Genomic DNA, 21,443 nt, shown 5'->3' with positions numbered 1-21,443 from the left:
CCGGAGGTCGTGATGGGCTCATCGGATGTCAGGTTCACCGCCGCCGCCGGGACCGAAGGCGGTGGTGCCGCACTCGATCAGGTGATCGGGATGTCGGTGGTCGCCCTGATCGTCACCGTGGCACTGCTGTGGATCGGCTACCTGCACCGCGCCCGGCGCATCACGTGGCTGAACGATTTCGCCGAATGGCTGGGCCGTAAATTCCACCGCCCACCGTGGGTCGCGCTGCAGGTGTTCCTGTTCACCGCGACCATCATCTGCGCCCTGTTCGGGTTCATCTGGGACGTCAGCCTGCACATCGGCAAGGGACGTGACGCCGGCCCGCTGGCCAACCCCGCGCACTACTTCATCCTGATCGGGTTGTTCCTGTTGTTCATCGCCGGCTCGATGGCCATCGTGCTGCCCTACGACAAGCCGGGTCCGGCCGCCATCCGGATCACCCGCACCTGGTACGCGCCGGTGGGCGGGGTGCTGATGGCGTTGTGCGGGCTGTACGCCCTGATCGGCTTTCCGCTCGACGATATCTGGCACCGCATCTTCGGTCAGGACGTCACGCTGTGGGGCCCAACCCATTTGATGCTGATCGGCGGAGCCGGCCTGTCCCTGATCGCCGTGCTGTTGCTGGAGCACGAAGGCCGGGTCGCGATGGGTCCCGAGGGCTTGGCCGAGGACAGCAAGTTCAACAAGTTTCTCTACTTCCTGTCGTTCGGCGGCCTGTTCATCGGGCTCTCGGTGTTCCAGATCGAATACGACTTCGGCGTCGAGCAGTTCCGCCTCGTGCTGCAACCGATGATGATCGCGGCAGCCGCGGCGTTCGCGGCCGTCGCTGCCCGTCTGGTCCTGGGGCCCGGCGCCGCACTGATCGCTGCCGGGTTCGCCATCGCCTTGCGCGGGGCCGTGGCCTTCGTCGTCGGCCCGGTTCTCGGGGCGCCGACGAGTTGGTTCGCGCTCTACCTCGGTCCGGCACTGGTGGTCGAACTCATCGCGCTGACCCCACTCGTCAAGCGCCCCATCCTGTTTGGTGCGGTAGGTGGATTGGGTGTGGGCACCGCTGGCCTGTGGCTGGAATCGTTGTGGGTCGGCGCGGTGTATCACTACCCGTGGCCGACCAGCATGTGGGGTGAGGCGCTGGCAATGGCGATCCCGGTGGCCGTCGCGATGGGCCTGTGCGGCGCGCTGCTGGCCCTTGTGCTCACCGGACAACCGCTGCCCCGGCCCGCGGCCGGAATCTCCATCGTGGTGGTCACCGTCCTGGTGATCGGCGGCGCGGTGACCAACGGGTTGCGCACCGAAGTTCCGGAAAATGCCAGCGCCGCCATCACTTTGACAGACCTGCAGGCAGACAACGGACACCGCATGGCGTCCGCCGACGTCCGGATCACCCCGGGCGACCTGGTCGGTGACGACCCGGAGTGGGTGTCGATCCTGGCCTGGCAGGGCGGCCTGGCCAACCATCGCGGGTTGGTCATCGACCGGTTGGAGAAGGTCGGTCCGGGCCACTACCGCTCGACGCAGCCCATCCCGGTGTCGGGCAGCTGGAAAACGCTCCTGCGCGTCCAGGACGGAACCACCATGGCCGGGGTGCCGATCTTCCTGCCCGCCGACCCGGGCATCGGCGCCGCCGAAACGCCGGCGCTGGCCTCCAGTGACCGGGAGTTCGTGCAGGAGATCACGATCCTGCAGCGCGAACGCAACCTCGATCACCCATCGTGGCTCTACAGCGTGGCTTCGCTGGTGGTGCTGGTGTGCACGCTGATCCTCATCGCCGGGCTGACCTGGGGTGCGGGCCGGATCAATGCCCGCGAACTGGCGTCGGGCCGCGAACCCGCCGGGCTGACATGACGTATCAGGCCGACCACACGTTGCTGCTGGCGTTGCCTGCCTTTGCTCCGGCGGTCGTCGTGGTGGGGGTGGTGGTGTACGTGGCCATGCGGGATCGGCGCCGCGGGCCTCAAGACGATGTTCGAGATGACGGTATCGAGTCCTCAAGCGAAGATGGTCCACCGTGATCAACCTCAAAAGCAGTGTCATCGCCCTGACGTCCGCCCTCGCCGTGCTGACGGCGGGTTGTGGCGGTTCCGGCGAGTCTCAGAAGACCGACGGCTCAGCCGGTTCGGCCACTCCGTCGGCGACCACAGTCAATCCGTCGGACATGACCAACCAGCAGCAGGCGCCGACCCGGCTGCTGATCGACGTCACGATCAAGGGCGGTCAGGTGACGCCGACCAACAAGCCGCTGCAGGGCAAGGTCGGGGAGCCGATCGTGGTGCGGGTGAACAGCGATGCCGCCGACGAGCTGCACGTGCACTCCAATCCCGAGCACAGCTTCAAGATCGAGCCGCGCAACGGCCAGCAGTTTCAGTTCACCGTCGACGTGCCCGGCACCGTCGACATCGAGCTGCATCAGCTGAACCGCACGATCGCCAGCGTGCAAGTGCAACAGTGACGCCCGCGTCGACCGCGCTGCTGGCCCACGGTCTGGGCGGTTCGACGGATCTCCCGATTCCCTACACCTACGCGCTGATCGGCGCGGCGTGGACACTGACGTTCACCTTCGCGGTGGTGGCACTGGCCTGGCGGCAGCCCCGGTTCGATCCGGACAAGCCGGGTCGGCCACTGCCGTCGTGGGTGACGACAACGCTGGACTCGGCCGTGACCCGTTGGGGTATCGGCCTGCTCTCGCTGGCCCTGACCGGGTGGGTGGCGTACACGGCCTTGACCCGGCCGGCCGCCCTCAATCCCCTGCCCACCGTCTTCTACGTCCTGTTGTGGGTGGGCCTGGTCGCGGCCTCGGTGCTGTTGGGCCCGGTGTGGCGACTGATCTCACCGGTGCGCGCGGTGTGCCGGTTTCTGCCGGCTGCTGCCCGCAGCTATCCGGAGCGCATCGGCTATTGGCCCGCGGCCGTCGGGCTGTTCGCCTTCGTGTGGCTGGAGCTGGCCAGCCCCGACCCGGGATCGGTTGCGGCCATTGGTAACTGGCTGCTGATCTATCTGGTGCTGACGCTCACCGGCGCCGTGTTCTGCGGCCCGCGCTGGCTGGAGAGCGCCGACCCGTTCGAGGTGTACAGCACGGTGGCGTCCAAGCTCTCGCCGCTGCGTCGCCACGACGGGCGGATGGTGCTGGGCAACCCGTTCGATCATCTGCCGTCACTGCCGGTGCGGCCGGGGCTGGTCGCGGTGCTGGCCGTGCTGCTGGGCTCCACCGCATTCGACAGCTTTTCGGCGATGCCCCAGTGGCGCAACTTCGTCGACGCACATTCGGGATCTCCGTTGGGCGCCAGCCTGATCCGTACCGCCGGACTGCTGGTGTTCGCCACCACGGTGGCCGTCACGTTCTGGGCGGCCACCCGCGCCACCGGCGGGGTCGACCGCCGGCTGCGGCGCGAACTGCCCGGGCTGATGGGCCATTCCCTGGTCCCGATCGTGGTCGGCTACGTGTTCGCGCACTACCTGTCCTATCTGGTGGAGCGTGGCCAGCAGGCGGTGATCCTGCTGTTCGGGCTCCACGACGTGCAGGTCAGCTATTTTCTGTCGGCCCACCCGACACTGCTGGCAACCCTGAAGGTGGGGTTCGTGCTGGCCGGCCACGTTGCCGGGGTGATCGCAGCGCACGACCGGGCACTGCGCCTACTGCCGAAACGGCATCAGCTCACCGGCCAGCTCGCGACGATGCTGGTGATGGTCGGATACACCTTCACCGGGTTGTACCTGCTGTTCGGCGGGTAGCGTCGGGACCATGCACCCGTCTCGCGCACTCATCGTCGTCGACGTGCAGAACGATTTCTGTGAGGGCGGCTCGCTGGCGGTGGCCGGCGGGGCGGCCGTCGCGCGCGACATCACCGCACTGCTGGCCACCGACCACGGGTACGACCATGTGGTGGCCACCAAGGATTTCCACATCGACCCGGGTGAGCACTTCTCCGACACCCCCGACTACCGGACGTCCTGGCCGCGGCACTGCGTGGCCGGTACCCCGGGAGCGGCATTTCATCCCGATTTCGATCCGGCCGCGGTCGAGGCGGTGTTCACCAAGGGCCAACATTGCGCGGCCTACAGCGGGTTCGAGGGTGTCGACGACTCCGGTACGACGCTCGCGGACTGGCTGGCCCGCCGGGGTGTCGAGGCGGTCGACGTGGTCGGTATCGCCACCGACTACTGCGTCGCGGCCACCGCCGCCGATGCGGTCAAGGCCGGGCTGCGCACCCGCGTGCTGACCGGTCTGACCGCCGGCGTGGCACCGGAGAGCACAACGGCGGCAATCGATCAGCTCCGCGACGCCGGGGTACAGATCAGCTAGTCGGGTCCACGGGCCGTCCGGTCCACCGCGGGTCGCGCCGCTCAAGGTAGGCGCGCACCCCCTCACGCGCGTCGTCGTGCGCCATCAGGCGTAGGTGGATCTCGGTCTCTCTGGCGCCGACGCCGGCTCGGTCCAGGTCATAGGAGTCCCAGAGCAGCCGCTTGCTGGCCGCGACCGACATCGGCGCGGTGTTGGTCGCGATGTCTCGGGCCAGTTCCAGTGCGGCGGGCAGCACCTGCTCGGCCGGCAGCACCCGGCTGCCCAGGCCGAGTTCGACGGCGCGGTGCCCGTCGAATGTGGCTCCGGTCAGCAGGATCTCGGCGGCGTTGGCCAGGCCGACGAGCCGGGGCAGGACCCAGTGCGAGTAGGCGTCACCCACCATGCCGCGCCGGACCTGCACGACGCCGTAGCGCGCGTCCGCGGCGAAGACCCGGATGTCGCATTGCAGGGCAAGGGTCAGGCCGATGCCGACGGCGTGTCCGTTGACCGCGGCGATGACAGGTTTTCCGAGGGTCCAGGCCGGCACGGCCAGGCCCGCAGCGCTGAACTCCGCACCGGGCCCGGTGAAGGTCTGCTCCCCCGCTCCCAGATCCGCACCGGCGCAGAACGCGGGCGGAGTCCCGGTCAACACGATCACGCGGATCGCGTCGTCGGCGTCGCAGCGCAGGTAGGCGTCGGCCAACTCTTCGCGCATGCCGCCGCCGAAGGCATTGCGGTGCTCGGGGCGGTTCATCGTGACGGTCGCCACGGAGCCGTCCAGAGTGACCCGCAGGGTCCGATACCGCGGAAGCTCAGGGCGAATGGTCACCGCTGTAAGGTACCGCCGCACATTCGCCCGGCCACGGCTGCGCGGGAGCCGTAAGGTCGAATGTGTGACTCTGGAGACGTGGCGCGGTAAGGCCTACCCACTGGGTGCGACGTACGACGGCTCGGGCACCAACTTCGCGTTGTTCAGTGAGGTGGCCGAGAGCGTCGAACTGTGCCTGTTCGATCCCGACGAATCCGGGACGTTGCACGAAACCCGGGTGACACTGCCCGAGGTCGACGGATTTGTCTGGCACGGTTTCGTTCCTGGGGTCGAGCCGGGCCAGCGCTACGGCTATCGGGTGCACGGCCCGTACGATCCCGCGTCCGGGCACCGCTGCAATCCGAACAAGCTGGTGCTGGATCCCTACGCCAAAGCCATCGAGGGCACCTTTGACTGGGGTCAACCGCTGTTCTCGTACAACTTCGACGATCCCGCGACCCGCAACGACGACGATTCAGCGGCCAGCATGCCGAAGGCCGTGGTGATCAACCCGTACTTCGACTGGGGCGTCGATCATCCGCCCAGCCATGAGTACGCCGACACCGTCATCTACGAGGCCCACGTCAAGGGGCTGACCCAGACCCACCCGGATATTCCCGAGCAACTGCGCGGAACCTACGCCGGCGTCGCCCACCCCGTGATCATCGAGCACCTGAAAGCCCTGGGCGTCAACGCCATCGAGTTGATGCCGGTGCATCACTTCGTCGATGACTCGACCCTGGTCGAGAAGGGTTTGTCGAATTACTGGGGTTACAACACGATCGGGTTCCTGGCCCCGGACCCGCGCTACAGTTCCGCGGGCACCCCGGGCGGCCACGTCCAGGAATTCAAGGCCATGGTGCGGGAATTGCACGCCAACGGCATCGAGGTGATCCTGGACGTCGTCTACAACCACACGGCCGAGGGCAACCACCTGGGGCCGACGCTGTCCATGCGCGGCATCGACAACGCCGCCTATTACCGGCTGGTCGACGACGACTTGCAGTACTACATGGATTACACCGGTACCGGCAACAGCCTCAATGTCGGCCACCCGCATGCGCTGCAGCTGATCATGGACTCGCTGCGGTACTGGGTCACCGAGATGCATGTCGACGGATTCCGCTTCGATCTGGCCGCCACGCTGGCCCGCGAGTTCTACGACGTGGATCGGCTGAGCGCGTTTTTCGAACTGGTGCAACAGGATCCGGTCGTCAGCCAGGTCAAGCTGATCGCCGAGCCGTGGGATGTCGGCCCGGGCGGCTACCAGGTGGGTAACTTCCCGCCGCAGTGGACGGAATGGAACGGCAAGTTCCGCGACACCGTTCGCGACTACTGGCGTGGTGAGCCGGCGACGCTGGACGAGTTCGCCTACCGGCTGACCGGCTCGGCCGATCTCTACGAGCAGACCGGCCGCCGCCCGTTCGCCTCGATCAACTTCGTCACCGCCCATGACGGTTTCACGCTTCGAGACCTGGTGTCCTACAACGAGAAACACAACGAGGCCAACGGCGAGGACAACCGGGACGGGGAGAGCAACAACAAGTCCTGGAACTGCGGCGCCGAGGGTCCGTCCGACGATCCGGCGGTCAACACGCTGCGCGCCCAACAGCAGCGCAACTTCCTGGCCACTCTGCTGCTCTCCCAAGGGGTTCCGATGCTCTCGCACGGTGACGAGCTCGGCCGCAGTCAGAGCGGCAACAACAACGTCTACTGCCAGGATAACGAGATCTCCTGGATCGATTGGGCCAGCGCAGATTCCGATCTGCTCGAGTTCACGCGGTCGGTGTCGGCGCTGCGTTCGGCACACCCGGTGTTCCGGCGCCGCAGGTTCTTCGACGGCCGGCCGGTACGCGAGGCGGGTAGTGAGGGGTTGCCCGACATCGCCTGGTTCGCGCCCGACGGTTCGGACATGACGGCCGAGGATTGGGAGACCGGGTACGCCAAGTCGGTGGCGATGTACCTGAACGGGGAGGGCATCGCCGACCCCGACGTGCGGGGCCAGCGCGTGGTGGACGACTCGTTCGTGTTGTGCTTCAACGCACACTACGAACCGATCGAGTTTGTTTTACCACCGGAACAATTCGCCGCTCGATGGGTTCCTGCGATCAGCACGTCGGCAAACTCCACACGCGAGGCGGTCGCGGCCGGCAGCGCGGTGAAAGTCGATGCCCGCGCGGTCTTGATACTGCAGTCGGAATCAGATTGAACGTCAATTCAAAGAGGTTGCTCATCAGTCGGATCCCCCTGTCCTAACCAGGAAGTCTGGTAACTTGAACATGTAGCAGCCGTGGTCGCCTAAGTAGACATTGAGCGCTTGTTTCGATGTCACCGGCCGGGCGGGCTGGGGGGTACGAGCCGAAGAGCGGCGGCAACTACCCTGCGACCACGGCTGCGGCCTATTGCCGGGTTTGCCGCAGCGGCCTCCACACTCCACCGATTGGTTCATTCGATGTTCACCTGGCGCCGCCCCCTTTTAGATACCTCTGTCACAGAGGTATCTTCGGGACATGGCGGAATACGGCGATCTCGTCAGCGAGCTGTTCACGGTCGTGGGCCGGTTCCGTCGGCAGCTGCGCCGGTCCACCGGCGGGGGATTCGATGCCACGGGGTTGACCCAGTCCCAGGGTGAACTGCTGCGCCTGGTCGGCCGCCGCCCGGACATCTCGGTACGGGAGTCGGCCGCCGAGCTCAGCCTGGTGCCCAACACCGCCTCCACGCTGGTGTCCCGACTGGTCGCCGACGGAATGCTGACCAGAACCACCGACCCCGCTGACCGCCGCGTGGTGCGCCTGAGGCTCACGCCGTCCGCGCAGGCGATCGCCGACGAGTCGCGGGCCGCCCGCCGGGCCGCCCTGGCGGGCGCACTGGCCCAGCTCAAGGACACCCAGATCGCAGACCTGGCAAACGGATTGGATGTGATGACCGAACTCACCCGGCTGCTGCACGAGCGCGAAGAGGACCGACAGTGACCACGCCGGCCATCGACTGCAGGCACCTGACCCACCGCTACGGCGCGTTCACCGCGGTCGACGATCTGACTCTGCAGGTTTACCGCGGTGAGACCTTGGGACTGCTCGGCCCGAACGGCGCAGGCAAGACCACGGCGGTGCGGGTGCTCACCACTCTCACCCCGGTACAGCAGGGCGAGGTGCGGATCTTCGGCCTCGACGCCGGCCGGCGCACCATGGACATTCGCCACAATATCGGCTATGTGCCACAACAACTCTCGATCGAGGCGGCGCTGACCGGACGGCAGAACGTCGAGTTGTTCGCGCGCCTGTACGACGTGCCCCGCGCCGAACGCCGAGAGCGGGTGACCCAGGCGCTGGAGTCCATGCAGCTGCTCGATGTCGCCGACGCTGTGGCCGGGACCTATTCCGGCGGCATGGTGCGCCGCCTGGAGCTGGCCCAGGCCCTGGTCAACCGTCCGCAGCTGCTGATCCTCGACGAGCCCACGGTAGGGCTGGATCCCATCGCCCGTGACAGCGTGTGGACGCAGGTCGGCCGGATGCAGACCGAGTTCGGCATGACGGTGCTGCTCACCACGCACTACATGGGCGAGGCCGACGCGCTGTGCGACCGGGTGGCCCTGATGCACCACGGCCGGTTGCAGGCGCTCGGGACCCCCGCCGAATTGAAGGAGCGCGTAGTACGCGCCACCGATGCCCAGGACGCCACGCTGGAGGACGTCTTCCGGCATTACGCCGGTTCCGATCTGACCGACGACGGGCAGCAGCCCGGCGGTATGCGTGAAGTGCGCGCGACCCGGAGGACGGCCCGCCGTGTCAGCTGAGGCCCTGGTCCTGGCCCCGCGCGGAGTGCGACGAGTCCGCGCCATGGGCCGGCGGATGTCGGCCTTCGCGCTCGTCGAACTGCAGAAGCTGCGCCACGACCGCACCGAGCTGTTCACCCGGATGGTGCAGCCGGCGCTGTGGCTGCTGATCTTCGGCCAGACTTTCAGCCGGCTGCATGTCGTCGACACCGGTGGTGTGCCCTACTTGGCATTTCTGGCGCCGGGCATCATCGCGCAATCTGCCCTTTTCATCTCGATCTTCTACGGCATCCAGATCATCTGGGACCGCGACGCCGGCATCCTGGCCAAGCTCATGGTGACCCCGGCCCCGGCCTCGGCACTGGTGGCGGGCAAGGCGTTCGCGGCCGGGGTCCGCTCGGTGGTTCAGGTACTGGGCGTGGTGGTGCTGGCGTATCTGATGGGCATCGCGATGACGGTCAATCCGTTGCGCATCCTGGCCGCTATGGCCGTGGTGGCCCTCGGCGCGGCGTTCTTCGCCTGCCTGTCGATGACGCTGGCCGGGCTGGTGCGCAAACGGGATCGGCTGATGGGCATCGGCCAGGCCATCACGATGCCGCTGTTCTTCGCGTCCAACGCGCTCTATCCGGTCGAGATCATGCCGACGTGGCTGCGCTGGCTGTCCACCGTCAACCCGCTCAGCTACGAGGTCAACGCGTTGCGGGGGCTGTTGATCGGCACCCCGACCAACTGGGCGCTCGACATCAGCGTGCTGGTTGGCGCGGCCGTGCTCGGAGTGGCCGTGGCCTCGTTGCTACTGCGTCGACTGGTCCGTTAGCGGCCCCAACCAACCGCTGGGTTAGTGTGCAGTCATGCAGCTAGCCCTCACCCCGGAGGAAGCCGCCTTCCGCGACGAACTCCGCACCTTCTACACCACGAAGATTCCCGCCGAGCTTCGCGAACGAAACCGGCTGGGGCTGCCGATCGGCAAAGAAGGCATCGTCACAGCGCACAAGATCCTGCACGAGCACGGACTCGCGGTGCCCAACTGGCCCGTCGAGTGGGGCGGCAAGGACTGGACGCCCAACCAGCATCAGATCTGGCTCGACGAGATGCAGCTGGCCAGCGTCCCCGAGCCGCTGACCTTCAATGCCCGCATGGTCGGACCGGTGATCGCCGAGTTCGGATCGCAGGAGATCAAGGAGCGTTTCCTGCCGCCGACCGCGGCGCTCGACATCTGGTGGTGCCAGGGCTTCTCCGAGCCCGAGGCCGGCTCCGACCTGGCGTCGCTCCGTACCACCGCGGTGCGCGACGGCGACAGCTACGTGGTCAACGGACAGAAGACCTGGACCACGCTGGGTCAGCACGCGGACTGGATCTTCTGCCTGGTCCGCACCGACCCGCAGGCCCCGAAGAAGCAGGCCGGCATCTCGTTCCTGCTGTTCGAGATGAACACCCCCGGCGTCACGCTGCGCCCGATCAAGCTGATCGACGGCAGCTACGAGGTCAACGAGGTGTTCTTCGAGGACGTCCGGGTGCCCGCCGACCAGCTCGTCGGCGAGGAGAACCAGGGCTGGACCTACGCGAAGTTCCTGCTCGGCAACGAGCGCACCGGCATCGCCCAGGTGGCCCGGACCAAGGTGCGGCTGGCCGAGGTGAAGGAACGCGCCGCGGCCAACGGGCTGCTGGCCGACCCGCTGTTCGCCGCGCGTCTGGCCGAAGCCGAGAACGACGTGCTGGCATTGGAACTCACCCAGATGCGGGTCACCTCCGATTCGGCCGACGGCAAGCCCAGCCCGGCCTCGTCGGTGCTGAAGCTGCGCGGCAGCCAGCTGCAGCAGACCGCCACCGAGCTGCTGGTCGAGGTGGCCGGCGCCGACTCGCTGCCGTATGAGGCCGGCGACATCGCCTCACCGGACTGGGCACAGCACGCCGCCCCGCACTACCTCAACTACCGCAAGACCTCGATCTACGGCGGTAGCAACGAGGTGCAGCGCACCATCATCGCGTCCACCATTCTCGGATTGTGAGTTGAGCCATGGATTTTCAGCTGACTGACGAACAGACCCTGCTGGCCGACACCACCCGTGACCTGTTGAGCGGCTACGACACCGAGAAGCGCAACAAGGTGGTCGAGGCCGAGCCCGGATTCGACCGCCAGATCTGGGGCCAGCTCGCCGAGGTCGGCGTGCTGGGCCTCGGGTTCGACGAGGATTCCGGCGGCCAGATCGAGATCATGGTGGTGCTGAACGAGCTCGGCCGCCGGCTGGCACCCGAGCCGGTGCTGCACGGAGCGATCGGCCCGGGCGCCATCATCGCCGAGGTCGGCACCGACGCTCAGCGCGCCCTTCTCGACGAAGTCGCCTCCGGCGAGCGGATCCTGGCCTTCGCGCACGCAGAGCCGGGCAACCGCGGGACGGCCGGGGTGAGCACCACCGCGACGCGCAGCGGTGACGGCTGGACCCTGAGCGGCACCAAGAACCCGGTGCTGGCCGGCGATGTCGCCGACACGTTGATCGTCAGCGCGGCATTGCCCGACGGCGGCACCGGACTGTTCCTGGTCGACGCCGCCGACGTGAGCCGAGCGGGCTACCGCACCTTCGACGGCCAGCGCGGTGCCCAGGTGACCCTGGACGCCACGCCCGCCGAACCCCTCGGCGAGGCAGTCGACGCTTCCGGGGCCATCACCAATGCGCTGGTGCGGATCTCGGCGGGCCTGTGCGCCGAGGCCGTCGGCGCGATGGACGAGTCGCTGCGGCTGACCACCGATTACCTCAAGCAGCGCAAGCAATTCGGGGTGACGCTGAGCAAGTTCCAGACCCTGACCCAGCGTGCCGCCGACATGTACATGTCGCTGGAGCTGGCGCGCAGCATGGGCAACTATGCCGCGATGTCGATCGCCGACGGTGAACTCGACCCGGTGATCGCGGCCCGCGCCAAGCTGCAGATCGGGCGTTCGGGCCGGCACATCGCGCAGGAGTCGATCCAACTGCACGGCGGTATCGGTGTCACCGCGGAGTACCCCATCGGGCACTACGCCGCCCGGCTGACCGCGATCGAGCACACCCTGGGCTCGTCGGCCGATCAGCTACGGACGCTGGTCGGCCAGCTCGACAGCTACGAGATCGCCACGCTCTGACCCCAGTTCCGCGGGGGCCTCGGCTGGTTCAATCGGCCGGGGCCCTCTCGGTATCGCCATCGCGACCAGGGCAGCGCCCGCGGCTGCGGCGGCCGCGATCAACAGCGCGACCCGGAAGCCGTCCAAGGACGGCAACGCGTGCCCGGCCACATTGATGGTCATCTGAGCCAGCACCGCGGTCATCACCGCACTCGACGTCGAGGTACCCAGCGAGCGGGCCAGCGAGTTGATGCTGTTGGCGGACGCGGTTTCCGACACCGGCACGGCGGCGTTGATCAGGGCCGGAAGCGCCGCGAAGGCGAACCCGACCCCGAAGCTGACGATCAGGCACAGCACCATCACCCCGATCGGCGTACCGAGCAGGACGATGCCGGCCAGGTAGCCCGCGGCGATGATCACGCTGCCGATCACCAGCACGATCTTCGGCCCGCGCGCGGCCACCACGCGGGCGGCCAACGGTGCGGCGGCCATCATCGCCAGCCCGCCGGGCGCCATCCACAGGCCCGTGGCGATCATGCTCTGCCCCAGCCCGAATCCCGTTTCCCGGGGCATCTCCAGCAGTTGCGGGCCGACGAGCGACAACGCGAACATGCCGAAACCCACCGCGATGGACGCCAGGTTCGTCAGCAGCACCGGCCGTTTCAGGGTGGTGCGCATGTCGACGATCGGTGCGGGCACCCGGTACTGCCACCAGGTGAACACGCCGAAAACCACTGCCGCACCGGCGAACAGCCCCAGCGTGGTGCCGCTGCCCCAGCCCCACATGCCGCCCTTGGAGATCGGCAGCAACAGCATCACCAGCCCGATCCCCAGCGTGAGGGCGCCGATCGGATCGAAGCGGTGATCAGCGGACACCGGTTCCAGGTCGGGCACCAGCAGGACGAAGAGAATGCCGGACGCCAGGCCGAGAAATGCCGAGCACCAGAACAGGGCATGCCAGTTGAAGTGCTCGGCGATCACCGCGGACAGGGGCAGGCCGAGCGCGCCACCGACGCCCAGCGAGGCACTCATCAGACCCATCGCCGAGCCCACCCGCTCGGCGGGCAGGGCGGTGCGCAGCACGCTGATGCCCAGCGGGATGACCGGCGCGCCGAATCCCTGGAGGCCGCGTCCGATCACCAGCGGGATCAGTGAGGTGGTCGTCGCGGCGACGAGCGAGCCGATGAACAGCAGCGTCGCGCACAGCACCAGGATCCGTTTGGGGCCGTACATGTCGCCGAGCCGACCCAGCATCGGGGTGGCCACGGCGCCGGTCAGCAGGGTCGCGGTGATCGCCCAGGACGCGTTGGCCGCGCTGGTGCCGAGCAGCGCCGGCAGCTGCGGGATGAGCGGGATGATCAGGGTCTGCATGAGGGAGACGCTGATGCCCGCCGCGGCGAGCACCGCGATCAGCAGCCCACCCGACGCCGATCGGCGCGGGGGCTGATTAGGCATGCTAAAGAAGATATCAGCCGATCAGGCGCGCCACCGAAGCCAGCGGGACAGGTAACCAGCTCGGCCGGTAGCGCGCCTCGTAGGCCGCCTCGTACACCGCCTTGTCCAGCTCATAGGCGGCCAGTAGTTCGGCGTGCTCACGCGGATCGACGCCGGACACCTCGGCGTAGCCGTCGCAGAACGCCGTGCTGTTGCGGTCGGCCCATTCCCTGGCCCTGGCGCCCAGTTGCCTGGCCCGGTCATCGTCGCCTGCCAGATCCACCAGGCGCGCGTACGCCGCGTACTCGAACGACCGCACCATGCCCGCGACGTCACGCATCGGAGAATCCGGGCTGCGGCGCAACTGCAGCGGCTGACCGGGCTCCCCTTCGAAGTCGATCAACAGCCACCGCTCCGGGGTTCGCAACACCTGGCCCAGATGGAGATCGCCGTGGACCCGCTGCACGCTCATCGGCTCGTCGGCCAGCTTGCGGTACCGCTCCTCGATCAACGAAACATATTGGCGCAGTTCGGGTACCGCCTCCGCGGCGGTGGCCAGTCGAGCCGACATGAGCTCGGCCGGGAACGGCACCGACCCGGTGCCGAGCTCCTCGGCCAGGCAGGCATGCACCGAGGCCACCGCTTCTCCGAGCCGGTGGGACTCGGCGGCGAAGTCCCCGCCCACCTCGTCGGCGTAGAGGTCACCCTCGGCGAACAGATCGCGGGTGCTGGTGTTGGCCATATCCCAGCCCTCGGCGGAGTTGGCTGCGAACTCGGTCACCATGCCCAGCGCGAAAGTCTCACCGCCCCAGTCGATCTCCATCGAGCCGAGCAGCGCGGCGACGTGCGGGTTGCCGGCCCTGGCCAGCACGCGGTTGAGTTCGATGTCGGGATTGACGCCGGGGGTGATCCGGCGGAACACCTTGAGCACCGCCTCCTGTCCGAACACCACACTGGTGTTGCTCTGCTCGGCCCCCGAGACCCGTGGCGCGGCGTCCAGCGGCAGCACGGCATCGGGTTCCTTGCCGCACCGCAGCCCGTCCACCTCGGCAGAACGGTCGATCATCTGCAGCAGGTACCGCGCGGCATCCTGGTCATAGAGAGCGTCATAGGCGGTCCGCCCGTCGCCGCTACCGATGGTGGCCACCGCGCTGTACTCGTCGATCGGCTCGGCGTCCCACTTCACCAGCACCTGGTATCGCTGGACGGTCCCGTCGGCGTAGGACACCTTCAGCAACGTGAGGTCCAGATCAGTATCGAGCGATACCACCAAACCCGGTGTTGCGGAAACCAACTCACGGCCACGGCCGGCATACCACCGTTGCTGAGCAAGCCAGTCACCGAATTCGACACTCATTGCTGCACTCCAGGGTCTTGCTCGGGCTTGCGGAGCTGGAACCAGTAGAACCCGTGCCCCGGAAGGGTAAGCAGGTAGGGCAACTGCCCGATGCTGGGAAACTCCACGTAGCCCGACATCTCGACGGGCGTATACCCGTTCCACTCCTGCAAGTTCAGCTCGATGGGCTGCGGGAACCGCGACAAGTTGTTGACGCACAGGATGGCGTCACCCTCGACACCGGGCTCCTCGTCGATCTGACGGACGTAGGCCAGCACCGACGGGTTGGAACCGCCGAGCTCACGGAACGTCCCGACCGCGAACGCCTCATGGCGGCCCCGGATCGCCAACATGCTGCGGGTCCAGTTCAGCAGCGACGTCGAACTGTCGCGCTGGGCTTCGACATTCACCGATTGGTATCCGTACACCGCGTCCTGGTTCGGCGGCAGGTAGAGCCGGCCGGGGTTGGCCTTGGAGAACCCGGTGTTGCGGTCGGGGGTCCACTGCATCGGGGTACGTACGCTGTCGCGGTCGCCCAGCCAGATGATGTCGCCCATGCCGATCTCGTCGCCGTAGTAGAGCATCGGTGACCCCGGCAGCGACAGCAGCAGGGCGGTGAACAGCTCGATCTGGTTGCGGTCGTTCTCCAACAACGGGGCCAGCCGGCGGCGGATGCCGACATTGGCCTTCATCCGCGGGTCTTTGGCGTATTCGGCGTACATGTAGTCGCGCTCGTCGTCGGTGACCATCTCCAGCGTCAGCTCATCGTGGTTGCGCAGGAAGATCGCCCAGTGCGCCATGTCCGGAATGGCAGGCGTCTGCGCCAGGATCTCCGAGATCGGGAACCGCGACTCCCGGCGCACCGCCATGAAAATGCGTGGCATCAAGGGGAAGTGGAAAGCCATGTGGCATTCGTCGCCACCGGTGGCCGGGTCCCCGAAGTACTCCACGACATCGGCGGGCCACTGATTGGCCTCGGCCAGCAGCACCCGGCCGGGGTATTCGTCGTCGACCACCTTGCGGCAGCGCTTGAGGAAGGCGTGCGTCTCGGGCAGGTTCTCGCAGTTGGTGCCTTCCCGCTCGAACAGGTACGGCACCGCGTCCAACCGGAATCCGTCGATACCCAGGTCCAGCCAGAACCGCAGGACGTCGATCATCGCTTCCTGCACCGCGGGGTTGTCGTAGTTCAGGTCGGGCTGGTGGCTGAAGAACCGATGCCAATAGAACTGGCGACGCACCGGATCGAACGTCCAGTTCGACTCCTCCGTGTCGACGAAGATGATGCGCGCGTCGGCGTAGCGGTCGCTGGTGTCACTCCAGACGTAGAAGTCTCCGTACGGGCCGTCGGGGTTGTGCCGCGACTCCTGGAACCACGCGTGGGAATCGGAGGTGTGGTTCATCACCAGATCGGTGATGACGCGGATGCCTCTGCGATGGGCTCCGTCGAGCAGCGCGACGAAGTCCTCCACGGTGCCGAATTCCGGGAGCACCTTGTAGAAGTCCCGGATGTCGTAGCCGCCGTCGCGCAGCGGCGAATCGTAGAAGGGCGGCAGCCACAGGCAGTCCACGCCCAGCCATTTCAGGTAGTCGAGCTGTTGGGTAAGCCCCTTCAGATCCCCGACGCCGTCGGCATTGGAGTCGTAGAAGGCGCGGACCAGAACCTCGTAGAACACCGCCCGCTTGAACCAGTCCCGGTCGGTCGGCAGGGTTCTGGCGTGGCCGAAGTCATCCGCGGTCGGATGCTCGACCAGTGATTGGTTGTCCGCAGCGTTGTCCATACAGCTTTCCAACGTACCCACTCCCGCCTGTCCCGACACCCGCTACGAACGGCTGCCGCACGGTGCCGGCCCGAAATGATCCTGCAGCAACGTGATTCGCCCGGGCGCAGGTGTTTGCGGAAAAACTAACGGTTGAATAAGAGACGGCGACGGGTTACGTTTTTCCCGCATTTGATCTCCTCGTCGGCTATGGGCCGGCGATCACGAACATTCGACGAGGGATGGCCTGTGGGTGAGTCCGCACCAAATGACGGTGAAGCACCAGTAATCGTTGGACTGTCTGATGCGGCGATGCACATGTACATCGCAGCGATCGACGCGCTACCGCCGGTCGGCGACCCCGAGTACGGCGACCGCGTCGCGGTCGTTCTCAGCGGTCTGCGCAAGCTGCAGACGTCGCTGTCGGAGGCGGCGGGCCGCAGCCGCGTCACTCCGTCGGTCATCGTCGCGCTGAGCGGTGTGCGGCACCGCTACGACGAGCTGATGACGGCGGCGGCCGAGGGGCCTGCCGCCACGCTCGGTCAGCGTCTCTACGTGGCCCGCGGCCGCGCGAAGCTGTCCACCCAGGAAGCCGCCAACGGCGTCGGCCTGCGCAAGGACCTCATCGAGGCCGTCGAGGCCGAAGAGCCCGCGACCGAGTCCGAAACCGCTCAGATCAAGGACCTGATCGCCGCTCTCGGCGGCTGAGCCGCCCGACACATCGAGTGGCTGAGCCGCCTGATGTGTCGACGGTAGGGTCGCTGCGTGACCCGCGATCATGGTGACCCTGGTGATGCCCCTTCGGTTCCTCCCCCGTTGACGGAGGTAATCGAGGGGGCACGTCCGTCTGCGGCCGAGGAAGCCCGCACCGTCGCGGCGTCCACGAACGCCGGCACGCTGGCCACCCTCACCGCCGATGGCGACCCGTGGGCGTCCTTCGTCACCTACGGCCTGCTGGCCGGGGCGCCGGTGCTCTGTGTGTCGAACATGGCCGAGCACGGCCGCAATCTCACCGGCGATCCGCGGGCCAGCATCTCGATCGTCGCCCCCGACGCCGGGTCGGATCCGTTGGCGAGCAGTCGCATCACGTTGGCCGGGATCGCCGAGCGGCCCGCGGGTGAGGAACTGGACGCGGCGCGCCAGGCCCATCTGGACGGAGTCGCCTCCGCCCGCTATTACATCGACTTCAGCGACTTCTCGCTGTGGGTGCTGCGCGTCCGGCGAGTGCGCTGGGTCGGCGGGTACGGCCGGATGGACTCGACCACCGGGCAGGCCTACGCGGAGGCCGAACCCGATCCGGTATCGCCACAGGCCGCGGGCGCGATCGCCCATCTCAACGCCGACCACGCCGATTCGCTGGCCGACATGGCCCGCACCCTCGGCGGCTACCCCGACACCACCGCGGCGGTGTGCACCGGCGCCGACCGGTACGGCCTGGATCTGCGGGTCACCTCCGAGCGCGGCATGGCCTACACCCGGGTCGGCTACGCCACGCCGATCAGCTCGTACGGCGAGTTGCGGGCGGCCACAGTCGAGTTGGCCCAGCGCGCCAGGCAGGGCTGAGACCGCGTCGACGGCGGTGCAATACGATTCCGGGTATGCCCGAGCGCCCGGAAACCTGGCAAGCCGCCTTCGACCTGATCCGCACCCGCGGCTACGAACACCGCGAGGAACCGTTCCGGCTGGCCTCCGGGCAGCTCAGCCACGACTACATCGACGGCAAGTTTGCCATCGACACCGGCGAGCGGATGGCGATCGTCAGCCGCGCGGTCGCCGACCTGGCCGCGTCGCGCGGCATCGAGTTCGACGCCGTCGGCGGCCTGACCATGGGCGCCGATCCGCTGGCACACGGTGTGGCGATGGTGACCGGTAAGGCCTGGTTCTCGGTGCGCAAGGAACAGAAGTCCCGCGGCCGCGAACAGTGGATCGAGGGCACCCGGCTCGAACCCGGCACCCGCGTGCTGCTCGTCGACGACGTGATCAGCACCGGCGGCTCCACCGAGATCGCCTATGAGCGTGTCACCTCCGTCGGTGCCGTCGTCACGGGCGTCATCCCGATGGTCGACCGCGGCGACATCGCGACCGGGCGGTTCGCCAAACGCGGCGTACCGTTCGCGGCGCTGGTCACCTACCGCGATCTCGGCATCGAACCGGTCAAAGACGTCTAGGGCCGACGTCTAGGGCCGACCTCCGGCCTTTCCTCCGCCGTTTTCCACGCGACGGCTGCGGCTCCGCAAGAAGCACCGCCCTCCGGTAGAAAGCGACGAGCCTCGGCGAGACGCGCTAGACCACCAGCACCGGAGCCCGCTCCAGCGCGAGGCTCACCACCACACCGGGGGCGAACGCACGCGCCCGCGAGCTGGGCAGCTGGGCGTGGATCAGCGAGCCATCCGGCAGGCTCAGGTAGACGTGCGACGTCGGCCCCAGGAAGGCCACCGATTCCACCACCGCCGGCCCGTCGGGATCGGCACGCACCCGGATCGCTTCCGGTCGCAGCATCGCGGTGCCGGCCCCCGAGGTGATCGAGCCGGGCAGCGTCGGCAACTCGGCACCCAGCAGTCTGGCCCGGCCACCGGATACCCGCGCCCGCACCTTGTTGTGCAAACCCACGAACTCGGCGACGAACGGAGTCGACGGCCGGGCATAGAGCTCGGCCGGAGTGGCGAGCTGCTCGAGTTTGCCGTGGCTCATCACCCCGACCCGGTCCGCAACGGCCAACGCCTCCTCCTGATCGTGGGTGACGAACAGCGTCGTGATCCCGACTTCGAGCTGTACCCGGCGGATCTCGTCCCGCAATTGCGAGCGCACCTTGGCGTCGAGTGCCGACAGCGGCTCGTCGAGCAGCAGCACCCTCGGCTCGATCGCCAGGGCCCGGGCCAGCGCCACCCGCTGCTGCTCACCGCCGGACAATTCGCTGGCGTACTTGCCGCGATGCGCGGCCAGGCCCACCAGATCGAGCATGTCCGCCGCTTGGAACAGCCTGTCCCGCTTGGATTTTCCGCGCATCTTCAGACCGAAGGCGACGTTGTCCAGCACGGTCAGGTGCGGGAACAGGCTGTAGGCCTGGAACACCATGCCCATGTCGCGTTTGTTGGCCGGCACCGCACTGATATCCCGCCCGCCGACCAGCACGGTGCCCGCGGTGGCCTCCTCCAGCCCGGCCAGGATGCGCAGCGCCGTGGTCTTGCCACACCCCGAGGGTCCCAGCAGGGCGACCAGCTCCCCCGGTGCGATGGACAGGCTCAGCCCGTCGAGCGCGTTGACGTTGCCATAAGTGCGCGTGAGGTCGCGAAGTTCAACCCGCACACCGGCGCCGACGCTCACTGCAGGACTCCTGACCTTCTGCGGCGGCCCCGGGTGAAGGCCGCCAGTATCAACAACAACGCGAATCCGAGCACCAGGGTGGCCAGCGAGGCGGCCACCGATGTCGGCCCGTCGACCTTGCCTATCGCGACGATCTGAACCGGCAGGGTCTCAAACCCGCTCAGCGAGGCGACGGTGTACTCACCGAGCACCACGGCGATCGAGATGAACGCCGCCGACAGGATTCCCGACCAGATATTGGGCACGATCACCCGGCTGATCGTCGACACCCACCCGGCGCCCAGCGACCGGGCCGCCTCCGACAACGTCTGCAGGTCGATGGCGGCCAGCGCGGAATCGATGGCCCGGTACGCGAACGGCAACACCAGCACCACGTACACGAACGTCAAGGTGAGCGCCGACTCGCCGAGAAGGTAGGTGACCCACAGGTAGACGTTGCGCAGGCCCACCACGATCACCAGGGCCGGGATGATCAGCGGCAACAGGCAGAGAAACTCGACGAACCGCCCGGCCCACCGGGCCCGCATGCGCACCCAGATCATCGTGGGCACCAACAGGACGAGCATGGCGATGACGGTGAACACCGCGAGCAGCAAGGACACCACGATCGCGTGGTAGAGGTCGTCGTCGGTCACCAGGTTGCGCCATGCCGCACCGGTGCGGCCGCCGGCGATCAGATTGCGGGTGGAGAAGTCCGCCATCGCGTACAGGGGAAACAGGAAGAACAGACCGAACAGCACCCACAGCGCCCACCTCGAAGCCGACCGCGGCCATCTCCGACTCACTTGAGCCACCTCGCGGTCCGGCGCACCAGCGCGTTGTAGGCGAACATCACCGCGGCCACCACCACGATCATCTCCAACGCCAGCGCGTAGGCGAATCCGGACTGGCCCAGCACGACCTCGCTGGTCAGGGCGGCCCGGATCAACAGCGGAACGATCGGGCTGCCCTGGCTGACCAGTGCGGCCGCTGTGGCATACGCGGCGAAAGCGTTGGCGAACAACAGCAGCATCGAGCCGAGGAACGCCGGGCTCAGCAACGGCACCGCGACCTCCCGCAGGTATTGCCATTGTGAGGCGCCGAGGCTCACCGCGGCCTCGCGCCACTGCTCGCGCAGGCCCTCCAGGGCCGGCAGGAAGACGATCACCATCAGCGGGATCTGAAAGTAGCTGTACACCAGGATCAGCCCGGGCAGGCCGTACAGCCAGCCGGAGCCGGCCAGATCCCAGCCGAGATTCTCCCTGACCCACAAGGTCAGCACCCCGTTGAGCCCGATCGTGGCCAGGAATGCGAACGCCAGTGCCACCCCGCCGAACTGGGCGAGCACGCTGCACAGTGCCAGGACCGCCCGCCGCAGCATGGACGCCGGCGGGCTGCTGACGATCAACCACGCCAGCACCGCACCCAGTACCGCCCCGATCAGTGCGGTACTCGCAGACAGCGCAATGCTTTTCGCCAGCGCGGTCAGCGCGGTGCCGGAGAACAGCGCGGCGATGCGGTCAAGGGAGAACGACCCGTCGGCGAAGAACGCCATGACGATCACGGTCACGGTCGGCACGATCAGGAACACCGTCACCACCGCCACGAACGGCAGCAATGGCAGGGCGTCGCGCATCCGCCTCGTACTACCCGGCAT

21 protein-coding genes are annotated in these 21,443 nt (G+C 67.5%); 14 read left to right on the top strand and 7 right to left on the bottom strand.

What is annotated here, in order from left to right; translation table 11 throughout:
• Positions 1–12 precede the first annotated feature (12 nt).
• From K6L26_RS02475 to K6L26_RS02455, 5 genes are read left to right on the top strand one after another with little or no spacing between them, the layout of a single operon-like run.
• Complete coding sequence (locus K6L26_RS02475) at positions 13–1,842, top strand: hypothetical protein (protein ID WP_221852561.1); 1,830 nt, start codon at positions 13–15, stop codon at positions 1,840–1,842.
• Positions 1,839–2,009: a hypothetical protein gene (locus K6L26_RS02470; RefSeq protein WP_019344809.1), complete on the top strand. Its 171-nt coding sequence runs from the start codon at positions 1,839–1,841 to the stop codon at positions 2,007–2,009. Before K6L26_RS02475 ends, K6L26_RS02470 begins: the two co-directional genes overlap by 4 nt.
• A complete protein-coding gene (locus K6L26_RS02465; protein ID WP_019344808.1) occupies positions 2,006–2,446 on the top strand; it encodes a hypothetical protein in 441 nt (146 codons plus the stop codon). The genes K6L26_RS02470 and K6L26_RS02465 overlap by 4 nt, the downstream gene beginning before the upstream one ends.
• A complete protein-coding gene (locus tag K6L26_RS02460) occupies positions 2,443–3,726 on the top strand; it encodes a hypothetical protein (protein ID WP_048896349.1) in 1,284 nt (427 codons plus the stop codon). Before K6L26_RS02465 ends, K6L26_RS02460 begins: the two co-directional genes overlap by 4 nt.
• Positions 3,727–3,736: 10 nt before the next feature.
• A complete protein-coding gene (locus K6L26_RS02455; RefSeq protein ID WP_019344406.1) occupies positions 3,737–4,297 on the top strand; it encodes an isochorismatase family protein in 561 nt (186 codons plus the stop codon).
• Here the strand turns inward: K6L26_RS02455 and K6L26_RS02450 are convergent.
• Positions 4,290–5,105 (bottom strand): enoyl-CoA hydratase/isomerase family protein, encoded by an 816-nt coding sequence (locus K6L26_RS02450; RefSeq protein ID WP_221852559.1) that lies wholly within the window; start codon positions 5,103–5,105, stop codon positions 4,290–4,292. The genes K6L26_RS02455 and K6L26_RS02450 overlap by 8 nt on opposite strands.
• A gap of 70 nt (positions 5,106–5,175) precedes the next feature.
• On the opposite strand from K6L26_RS02450, the gene glgX reads away from it, so the two are divergent.
• The 6 genes from glgX (at position 5,176) to K6L26_RS02420 (ending at position 11,977) form a co-directional block, all read left to right on the top strand.
• The gene (gene glgX, locus K6L26_RS02445) at positions 5,176–7,293 is read left to right on the top strand and encodes a glycogen debranching protein GlgX (protein ID WP_036392608.1); all 2,118 of its coding nucleotides are present in this window, start codon (positions 5,176–5,178) and stop codon (positions 7,291–7,293) included.
• 301 nt (positions 7,294–7,594) lie between these two features.
• A complete protein-coding gene (locus K6L26_RS02440) occupies positions 7,595–8,056 on the top strand; it encodes a MarR family winged helix-turn-helix transcriptional regulator (protein WP_019347895.1) in 462 nt (153 codons plus the stop codon).
• Positions 8,053–8,880: an ATP-binding cassette domain-containing protein gene (locus tag K6L26_RS02435; protein ID WP_221852557.1), complete on the top strand. Its 828-nt coding sequence runs from the start codon at positions 8,053–8,055 to the stop codon at positions 8,878–8,880. Before K6L26_RS02440 ends, K6L26_RS02435 begins: the two co-directional genes overlap by 4 nt.
• A 43-nt stretch (positions 8,881–8,923) precedes the next feature.
• The gene (locus K6L26_RS02430) at positions 8,924–9,676 is read left to right on the top strand and encodes an ABC transporter permease (RefSeq protein WP_047036967.1); all 753 of its coding nucleotides are present in this window, start codon (positions 8,924–8,926) and stop codon (positions 9,674–9,676) included.
• A gap of 34 nt (positions 9,677–9,710) precedes the next feature.
• Entirely contained in the window at positions 9,711–10,868 is a 1,158-nt protein-coding gene (locus K6L26_RS02425; protein ID WP_019347892.1) for an acyl-CoA dehydrogenase family protein, read from the top strand.
• 8 nt (positions 10,869–10,876) lie between these two features.
• A complete protein-coding gene (locus K6L26_RS02420; RefSeq protein ID WP_221852553.1) occupies positions 10,877–11,977 on the top strand; it encodes an acyl-CoA dehydrogenase family protein in 1,101 nt (366 codons plus the stop codon).
• On the opposite strand, the gene K6L26_RS02415 is transcribed toward K6L26_RS02420, so the two are convergent.
• Genes K6L26_RS02415 through treS form a run of 3 tightly spaced genes read right to left on the bottom strand, consistent with a single transcriptional unit; the run spans position 11,927 to position 16,504 of the window.
• Positions 11,927–13,411, bottom strand: a complete 1,485-nt coding sequence (locus K6L26_RS02415; protein ID WP_221852551.1) for an MFS transporter — start codon at positions 13,409–13,411, stop codon at positions 11,927–11,929. The two genes, K6L26_RS02420 and K6L26_RS02415, sit on opposite strands and share 51 nt — an antisense overlap.
• Positions 13,412–13,424: 13 nt before the next feature.
• Positions 13,425–14,747 carry a maltokinase N-terminal cap-like domain-containing protein gene (locus K6L26_RS02410; protein ID WP_047036972.1) on the bottom strand — a complete coding sequence of 441 codons (1,323 nt, stop codon included), beginning with the start codon at positions 14,745–14,747 and terminating at the stop codon, positions 13,425–13,427.
• The gene (gene treS / locus K6L26_RS02405) at positions 14,744–16,504 is read right to left on the bottom strand and encodes a maltose alpha-D-glucosyltransferase (protein WP_019347888.1); all 1,761 of its coding nucleotides are present in this window, start codon (positions 16,502–16,504) and stop codon (positions 14,744–14,746) included. The genes K6L26_RS02410 and treS overlap by 4 nt, the downstream gene beginning before the upstream one ends.
• A gap of 297 nt (positions 16,505–16,801) precedes the next feature.
• On the opposite strand from treS, the gene K6L26_RS02400 reads away from it, so the two are divergent.
• Genes K6L26_RS02400 through K6L26_RS02390 form a run of 3 tightly spaced genes read left to right on the top strand, consistent with a single transcriptional unit; the run spans position 16,802 to position 18,651 of the window.
• Positions 16,802–17,191, top strand: coding sequence for a hypothetical protein (locus K6L26_RS02400; RefSeq protein ID WP_036392606.1), 390 nt, complete (start codon positions 16,802–16,804; stop codon positions 17,189–17,191).
• A 57-nt stretch (positions 17,192–17,248) separates the two neighbouring features.
• The gene (locus K6L26_RS02395; RefSeq protein ID WP_036390897.1) at positions 17,249–18,046 is read left to right on the top strand and encodes a HugZ family pyridoxamine 5'-phosphate oxidase; all 798 of its coding nucleotides are present in this window, start codon (positions 17,249–17,251) and stop codon (positions 18,044–18,046) included.
• Positions 18,047–18,081: 35 nt separating this feature from the next.
• Positions 18,082–18,651, top strand: coding sequence for an orotate phosphoribosyltransferase (locus K6L26_RS02390; protein ID WP_019347885.1), 570 nt, complete (start codon positions 18,082–18,084; stop codon positions 18,649–18,651).
• 115 nt (positions 18,652–18,766) lie between these two features.
• Here K6L26_RS02390 and K6L26_RS02385 read toward each other — a convergent pair whose 3' ends face one another.
• From K6L26_RS02385 to K6L26_RS02375, 3 genes are all read right to left on the bottom strand, one after another.
• On the bottom strand, positions 18,767–19,807 hold the full coding sequence (locus K6L26_RS02385; RefSeq protein ID WP_019347884.1) for an ABC transporter ATP-binding protein: 1,041 nt from the start codon (positions 19,805–19,807) through the stop codon (positions 18,767–18,769).
• Positions 19,804–20,508, bottom strand: coding sequence for an ABC transporter permease (locus K6L26_RS02380; RefSeq protein ID WP_245008786.1), 705 nt, complete (start codon positions 20,506–20,508; stop codon positions 19,804–19,806). The genes K6L26_RS02385 and K6L26_RS02380 overlap by 4 nt, the downstream gene beginning before the upstream one ends.
• A gap of 80 nt (positions 20,509–20,588) precedes the next feature.
• Positions 20,589–21,443, bottom strand: a complete 855-nt coding sequence (locus K6L26_RS02375) for an ABC transporter permease (RefSeq protein WP_043370316.1) — start codon at positions 21,441–21,443, stop codon at positions 20,589–20,591.

The organism is Mycobacterium farcinogenes (genome assembly GCF_019739075.1).
Lineage (GTDB): Bacteria > Actinomycetota > Actinomycetes > Mycobacteriales > Mycobacteriaceae > Mycobacterium > Mycobacterium senegalense.
This window is presented reverse-complemented; position numbering and strand designations above follow the sequence as displayed.

Bases quoted from the DNA above. Each gene is read 5' to 3' on its own strand.
- K6L26_RS02475 (WP_221852561.1), top strand. From the start codon at position 13: ATGGGCTCATCGGATGTCAGGTTCACCGCCGCCGCCGGGACCGAAGGC.
- K6L26_RS02470 (WP_019344809.1), top strand. From the start codon at position 1,839: ATGACGTATCAGGCCGACCACACGTTGCTGCTGGCGTTGCCTGCCTTT.
- K6L26_RS02455 (WP_019344406.1), top strand. From the start codon at position 3,737: ATGCACCCGTCTCGCGCACTCATCGTCGTCGACGTGCAGAACGATTTC.
- K6L26_RS02440 (WP_019347895.1), top strand. From the start codon at position 7,595: ATGGCGGAATACGGCGATCTCGTCAGCGAGCTGTTCACGGTCGTGGGC.
- K6L26_RS02430 (WP_047036967.1), top strand. From the start codon at position 8,924: ATGGGCCGGCGGATGTCGGCCTTCGCGCTCGTCGAACTGCAGAAGCTG.
- K6L26_RS02425 (WP_019347892.1), top strand. From the start codon at position 9,711: ATGCAGCTAGCCCTCACCCCGGAGGAAGCCGCCTTCCGCGACGAACTC.
- K6L26_RS02420 (WP_221852553.1), top strand. From the start codon at position 10,877: ATGGATTTTCAGCTGACTGACGAACAGACCCTGCTGGCCGACACCACC.
- K6L26_RS02415 (WP_221852551.1), bottom strand. From the start codon at position 13,411: ATGCCTAATCAGCCCCCGCGCCGATCGGCGTCGGGTGGGCTGCTGATC.
- K6L26_RS02410 (WP_047036972.1), bottom strand. From the start codon at position 14,747: ATGAGTGTCGAATTCGGTGACTGGCTTGCTCAGCAACGGTGGTATGCC.
- treS (WP_019347888.1), bottom strand. From the start codon at position 16,504: ATGGACAACGCTGCGGACAACCAATCACTGGTCGAGCATCCGACCGCG.
- K6L26_RS02400 (WP_036392606.1), top strand. From the start codon at position 16,802: ATGTACATCGCAGCGATCGACGCGCTACCGCCGGTCGGCGACCCCGAG.
- K6L26_RS02390 (WP_019347885.1), top strand. From the start codon at position 18,082: ATGCCCGAGCGCCCGGAAACCTGGCAAGCCGCCTTCGACCTGATCCGC.
- K6L26_RS02380 (WP_245008786.1), bottom strand. From the start codon at position 20,508: ATGGCGGACTTCTCCACCCGCAATCTGATCGCCGGCGGCCGCACCGGT.
- K6L26_RS02375 (WP_043370316.1), bottom strand. From the start codon at position 21,443: ATGCCGGGTAGTACGAGGCGGATGCGCGACGCCCTGCCATTGCTGCCG.